This window comes from Actinosynnema sp. NPDC059797 (genome assembly GCF_042732085.1).
In the GTDB taxonomy this organism is placed as follows: Bacteria; Actinomycetota; Actinomycetes; order Mycobacteriales; family Pseudonocardiaceae; genus Actinosynnema.
The window spans coordinates 1-5,849 of sequence record NZ_JBHWIE010000413.1; the positions used below are offsets into that span (position 1 = coordinate 1).

Annotated in this window: 7 protein-coding genes; 4 read left to right on the top strand and 3 right to left on the bottom strand. The window is 76.2% G+C overall.

The features are described from left to right. The first annotated feature begins 69 nt into the window (after nt 1-69). Nucleotides 70-666 carry an RNA polymerase sigma factor gene (locus ACFV4N_RS38600; RefSeq protein WP_499677634.1) on the top strand — a complete coding sequence of 199 codons (597 nt, stop codon included), beginning with the start codon at nt 70-72 and terminating at the stop codon, nt 664-666. Next, on the top strand, nt 663-1,616 hold the full coding sequence (locus tag ACFV4N_RS38605; RefSeq protein WP_499677635.1) for a hypothetical protein: 954 nt from the start codon (nt 663-665) through the stop codon (nt 1,614-1,616). The genes ACFV4N_RS38600 and ACFV4N_RS38605 overlap by 4 nt, the downstream gene beginning before the upstream one ends. A 4-nt stretch (nt 1,617-1,620) precedes the next feature. On the opposite strand, the gene ACFV4N_RS38610 is transcribed toward ACFV4N_RS38605, so the two are convergent. Further along, on the bottom strand, nt 1,621-2,076 hold the full coding sequence (locus ACFV4N_RS38610; RefSeq protein WP_499677636.1) for an Lrp/AsnC family transcriptional regulator: 456 nt from the start codon (nt 2,074-2,076) through the stop codon (nt 1,621-1,623). A 93-nt stretch (nt 2,077-2,169) separates the two neighbouring features. On the opposite strand from ACFV4N_RS38610, the gene ACFV4N_RS38615 reads away from it, so the two are divergent. Both ACFV4N_RS38615 and ACFV4N_RS38620 read left to right on the top strand, forming a co-directional pair. Beyond that, a complete protein-coding gene (locus ACFV4N_RS38615) occupies nt 2,170-3,003 on the top strand; it encodes a TIGR03619 family F420-dependent LLM class oxidoreductase (RefSeq protein WP_499677637.1) in 834 nt (277 codons plus the stop codon). Next, nucleotides 3,000-3,407, top strand: a complete 408-nt coding sequence (locus ACFV4N_RS38620) for a nucleoside deaminase (protein ID WP_499677638.1) — start codon at nt 3,000-3,002, stop codon at nt 3,405-3,407. Before ACFV4N_RS38615 ends, ACFV4N_RS38620 begins: the two co-directional genes overlap by 4 nt. An 81-nt stretch (nt 3,408-3,488) precedes the next feature. Here the strand turns inward: ACFV4N_RS38620 and manA are convergent, their stop codons facing one another. Beyond that, nucleotides 3,489-4,592: a mannose-6-phosphate isomerase, class I gene (gene manA, locus ACFV4N_RS38625; RefSeq protein WP_499677639.1), complete on the bottom strand. Its 1,104-nt coding sequence runs from the start codon at nt 4,590-4,592 to the stop codon at nt 3,489-3,491. 78 nt (nt 4,593-4,670) lie between these two features. Then, nucleotides 4,671-5,633 (bottom strand): ROK family protein, encoded by a 963-nt coding sequence (locus ACFV4N_RS38630; RefSeq protein WP_499677640.1) that lies wholly within the window; start codon nt 5,631-5,633, stop codon nt 4,671-4,673. Nucleotides 5,634-5,849: the final 216 nt, after the last annotated feature.

Sequence of the window (5,849 nt, forward strand, 5' to 3'; positions counted from 1 at the left end):
CGGAGAGGTCGGCCGCGCCGTGGCGGCCCGCCGTGGCAACGCTCCCCGCCGCCGGGGCACTGACAGGGCATGACGACCGAGGAACCCGACGACCGGGTGCTGTGGGCGCAGGCGTCGGCGGGCGACGGGAACGCGTTCGGCGTGCTGTTCGACCGGCACGCCAAGGCGGTCTACAACCACTGCTTCCGGCTGACCGCGTCGTGGGCGGCGGCCGAGGACCACCTCCAGAACACCTTCCTGGTCGCCTGGCGCAAGCGGGACCGGCTGCGCCTGGAGCACCACTCGGCGCTGCCGTGGCTGCTGGCCGTGGCCACGAACGTGGTGCGCGGCCACCGCCGCACGGCCGCCCGGCGGCTGCGGCTGTTCCGCCGGTACCCGGTCGAGGCGGCCGTGCCGGACCACGCCGACCACGTGGCCGAGCGCGTCGACGACCAGCGGCGCATGGCCGTGCTGCTGGCCGCCGTGGAGGAGCTGCCCCGCAACGAGCGCGAGGCGCTGGCGCTGTGCGTGTGGTCCGGGGTGTCCTACGCGGACGCCGCCGCCGTGCTCGGCATCGCCGAGGTGAGCGTCCGGGCCCGGGTCAGCAAGGCGAAGGCGCGGCTGACCCGCAAGCTCGGCCCGACGCCGGTCGTCGCCGTCCCCGCGATGTCCCTGGAGGACCGATGAGCACCACCCTCCCCCCCGAGCGGGACCTGCCCCCCCGCCGGCACGCCCGGATCCGGGCCGAGCTGGAGCGCGCCGTCGCCGGCCGCCGCCGGGTCCGGTACGCGCCGCTGCTCACCGCCGGTGTCGCCGCCGCGGCCGTGATCGGCCTGGTCGTGGTGGTCGCGCCGTGGCAGGGGCCGGTCGGCGACGACGCGGCGGCGCCGCCCTCCCTCGTGACCACCGGCTCCGCGCCCGGCACCACGGGGGCCACCGGCCCGGCGCCCGGCACGACCGGGGTCAGCGGCTCGGCCAACACGACGACCACGACCACCGAGGCGGGCGCGATGTCGGTCCCCGGCCTGGACCCGGGGCGCGTGGCCGAGGTCGAGCAGGGGTGCGTGGAGACCTTCCAGCTGCCCGGCCCGGCGGTGCTGCACCAGTACGTCGCGGACGTGGGCGGTGGCGACCTGGCCCTGCTCTACACCCCCGACGGCGTGCTGGAGTGCACGGTCAACGGTCCCACCACGCCGTACAACCCGGCGTTCACCGCGGTCCGCGACCGGGCGTGGCTGCCGGGCCCCTTCTCGGCGGACGCGGTCGGCGTGTCGTCCGGCGGCGCCCACGGCAAGGCCGCGCACTGGAACGTCCCGGGCGTCGCCCTGGCCGTGGGCCGGGTGTCGCCGGCGGTGGCCAGGGTCGTCTACGAGCGGGAGGGCCGGTCGGTCGAGGCCGAGATCGCCAACGGCACGTACGTGGCGCACCTGGAGTACCCCCCGGACTTCGTCGCGCCGAGCGACGGCGGGCTGGGCGTGCTGACCGCCTACGACGACCGGGGCAGGCGGCTGGGCAGGATCACGAGCGCGGACGTCACCGACCCGGCCGGGTGCTGGCTCCTGCCCGGCGGCGCGGCCCTGCGCGGCCCGGCCGGCCCCGACTCGCCGGCGTGCGCGCCCGCCGTGCCGTGGCGGTGAGCCGCTACCGGGGCGCGGCCGGCGCCACGCCCCGGTACGGCAGGGTCCGGCTGTAGACGATGCTCGTGGTGGTGCTGCCGAACGCCATCAGCTCGTCGACCACCCGCTCCAGGTGGGCCATCGAGGTGGCGGCGACCTTGAGCGTGTAGCAGTCGTCGCCGGTGGTGCGCAGGCACTCCAGCACCTCGCCGCGCTCGGCGAGCAGCGCGCGCAGCGGCTCGTGGCGGTTGCCCGGGTACTTGAGGCGCACCACCGCGAGCACCGGGTAGCCGGCCTTGTCCAGGTCGACCTCGGCGCGGTACCCGGTGACCACGCCGGAGGTCTCCAGGCGCCGGACCCGCTCGGTGGTGGCCGAGGCGCTGAGGTTGACCCGGCGGCCCAGCTCGGTGATCGGGACGCGGCCGTCGCGCTGGAGCTCGGCGAGGATGGCCCAGTCGGTCTGGTCGAGGTTCACGGTCACCGGGCCAAACTACCGTGGATCCCACGGCCGGAGCCCCTGCACACCGTGAAGGATCCCTTCAGCCACACCGCTCGCGGGCCTAGCCTTGATCACGTGCGAATCGGCGTGAACGTCCCCAACTTCGGCCCCGGCACCTCGCCCGACGTGCTGCGGCGGTGGGCCCTGACCGTGGAGGGGCTGGGCTTCGACCTGCTGATGGTCTCCGACCACGTGGCGGTCACCGCCGACGTAGCGGAACAGTACCCCGCGCCGTTCTACGAGCCGTTCACCGCGCTGTCCTGGCTGGCCGGCGTGACCTCGCGGATCACCCTGGGCACCACCGTGCTGGTGCTGCCCTACCGGCACCCGCTGCTGGTGGCGCGGATGGCGGCGAACCTGGCCGAGCTGTCGGGCGGCCGGTTCGTGCTCGGCGTCGGCGTCGGGTGGGCGCGGCAGGAGTACGAGGCGCTGGGCGTCCCCTTCGCCGAACGCGGCCGGCTCACCGACGAGGGGCTGCGCGCGCTGCGGGCGGCCTGGTCCGACGAGGCCGACTACCGGGCCGGGGGCGTGCCGGTCTGGGTGGGCGGTCACTCGGACGCGGCGCTGCGGCGGGCCGTCCGCTTCGGCGACGCGTGGCACGGGCTCCGCCTCACCCACCGGCAGCACGCGGAGGCGGTGCGGCGGCTGGCCGACATCGCCGACCGCGAGGGCCGGCCGACACCGGCCCTGGCGCCGCGCGTCCTGCTGCGCCTGACCCGGGACGACCCCGGCCCGGACCGCCGGATGGGCGAGGGCACGGTGGCGCAGGTGGTCGACGACCTGGCCCGGCTGCGCGAGTCGGGCGCGGAGGCGGTCGTGCTGGACCCGTTCGTCGGCGACCCCGCCGAGACGCGGCACCCCGAAGTCGCCTGGCAGGCGCTGGCGACCGTGCGGAAGGAGTTCGGATGAGCTTGGACAGGGCGATCGAGCTGGCCGTGGAGGCGCGGGCGGCGGGCGACCCGCCGTTCGGGTCGCTGCTGGTCGGGCCGGACGGGGAGGTGCTGGCCGAGGCGCGCAACACCACGGTGTCCGACGACGACATCACGGCCCACCCGGAGCTGAAGCTGGCCCGCTGGGCGGCCCGCGAACTGGACCCGGCGGTGGCCGCGCGCACGACCATGTTCACGAGCTGCCAGCCGTGCGGCATGTGCGCGGGCGCGATCGAGCGGTCGGGGCTGGGGCGGGTGGTGTTCGCGCTGTCGACCGAGCAGCTGAACGAGCTGAAGCCGGGCGGCGGTTTCGCGGCGGTGCCGCAGGAGGGGCCGGGGCGGTACGCCGAGGCGCGGGCCGCCGTGGAGGGCTACTACCGCTGAAAAGACCGGCGCGCCGAGCCGTTCGGACCGACTCCGGGGTGGAAGCCCCCCGCAACGACGTGAACTCCCGGCGATCCTCGCTCAGGCGTCGAGGTTCACCGCGGCCCAGAACGCCCGTCCTTCGCCGGCGACCTGGGCCGCGGCCTCGTCGTGGGGCAGGAACGCCGACTCGCCGCTCGCCAGCACGACCTCGTCCGCGCCCTTGCGGACGACCACGGAACCGTTGACGCACAACAGGAGCTGCGGTCCGCCGCCGGCCAGCACCGCGCCGGGGCGCGCCTCGTGCAGCCGGAACTCCGGGTCCGGGGTCGGGTACGTCCTCAGTGGACCGTCCACCTCGCCGTCGAGCACGTGGGCCGGCCCGGTCCGGGTGTCCAAGATGGACAGCACGGCGGGCACGTCGACCTCCTTGGTGGTCAGGCCGGCGCGCAGGACGTTGTCGGAGTTGACCATCAGCTCGACGCCCACCCCGCGCAGGTGCGCGTGCGGCACGCCCGGCCCGACGTACACCGCCTGGCCCGGCCGCAGCACGACCGCGTCGAGCAGCAGCGCCGCGACCACCCCCGGGTCGGTCGGGTAGGTCTTGGCCAGCTCCGCCACGTGCTCCAGGCCGGGCACGCCCGCCGCCGCCGAGGCCACCTCCGCGACCAGTTCGCCGGTCGTGCCGGTCAGCGCCAGGCGCAGCGCGTCGCCCACCTCCCCCGCCGCCACCGCGGCCCGCACCGGCGCGAGGCCGGGCACGTCCAGCCGGTCCAGCAGGGCGACGGTCGCGGCGGGCGCGCGGAAGCCGGACATCGTCGCGAACTCCGTCAGCGCCACCAGCACCTCGGGCTTGGCCCGGTCGTCGCGGTAGCCGCGCTCGGCGTGCCCGGCGACGGCCTGCTCCCGGTTCGGGTGCACCTGGAGCGACAGCGGCGCGTCCACGGCCAGCACCTTGAGCAGGAACGGCAGCCGCGGGCCGAACGCGGCCAGGCACCGCGGCCCCAGCAGGCCCGCCGGGTTGGCCGCGAGGTGGCGGTCCAGCGGCACCCCGCAGCCCCTCAGTCGGGACGGGTCGTCGGGGTGCGCGCCGATCCACAGCTCCGCCTGCGGCCCCGGGCTCGGCGACGGCTCGCCGAGCAGTTCGGCGAGCGCGGTGCGCGAACCCCAGTGGTAGTCCCGGATGATCGTGTCGAGCTTGCGCACGAGAGTTCCCAACCGGGGACGCGAGGTCCCCTCATCGAGGTGTGCGGAGGTCTTCCGAGCGGTGGCGCCGCGGTGGCGTCAGATGCCCACCGGCAACGACGGCACCCGGTCGCCCACGAGCAGCGCCGCCGCGCCGATCAGGCCCGAGTCGACCCCCAGCGTGGCCGGGCGGACCTCCACCCGGCGCGTGAAGTCGAGCCCCGGGTGGTCCGCGAGCGGTTCGAGCACGGCGGGTTCCAGCAGGTCCCACGCCTGGGCCACGCCGCCGCCGATCACCACCCGGTCGATCTCGCACAGCGCGGCGGCCACCGTGACGACCCTGGCCACCGCCTCGCCGGAACGCCGGAACGCGGCCAGCGCGATCGACTCGCCCGCGCGGGCGGACGCGGCCAGCGCGATGCCGTCGGCCGTGCCGCCCAGGGGTCGCCAGCCCTGCTCCAGCGCCCAGCGGACCATGGACGGGCCGCTGGCGACGGCCTCCGCGCACCCGTGGGCGCCGCACCCGCAGGGCGGGCCGGCCGGGTCGATCACGAAGTGGCCGACGTGGCCCGCGTTGCCCGCGACGCCGAACAGCGGCCTGCCGTCGAGCACGAAACCGCCGCCGATGCCGGTGGAGACGACCATGCCGAGCAGGCACTCGCTGCCCCGCCCGGCGCCGTGGTGGTACTCGGCCAGCGCCATGCACAGGGCGTCGCCGCCGAGCCGCACGGGCAGGCCGGGCACCAGCTCGGCGACGCGCGCGGTGATCGGGAAGTCGCGCCAGCCGGGGATGTTCACCGGGCTGATGACGCCCGTGCGCCGGTCCATCGGCGCGGCCGAGGCGATGCCCGCGCCCAGCACCTCGCGCCCGGTGTCCACGGCCAGGTCGAGCAGCTCCACCACCGGCGCGGCCAGGGCCGCCCACACGGTCTCCGCGTCGCCGGCGGGCGTCGACGCGGTGCGGCGGGCCAGCACGGCGCCGTCCGACTCGACCAGGGCCGCGGCGAGCTTGGTGCCGCCGATGTCGAGGGCGAGCGCGAGCGGCTCGGACGTGGAGGCCATGGACTTAGTTAAGCGGTTAAGCAAAGTTTGGTCAAGAGGGTCCGGAGCCGAGGTCGGGGACTTCTTAAGCGGTTCTCCCGCCCCCTGCGCCACCCACGCGCGCGAGGACCGGCGGGGGGGGGGGGGGGGCCCCCCCCCCCGCCCCCCGCGGCTGATAGAATAATCCCCCCCCCGCACCCGGGAAGTAATCTCGAAAGCCCTGTTGGGGGGGGGGGT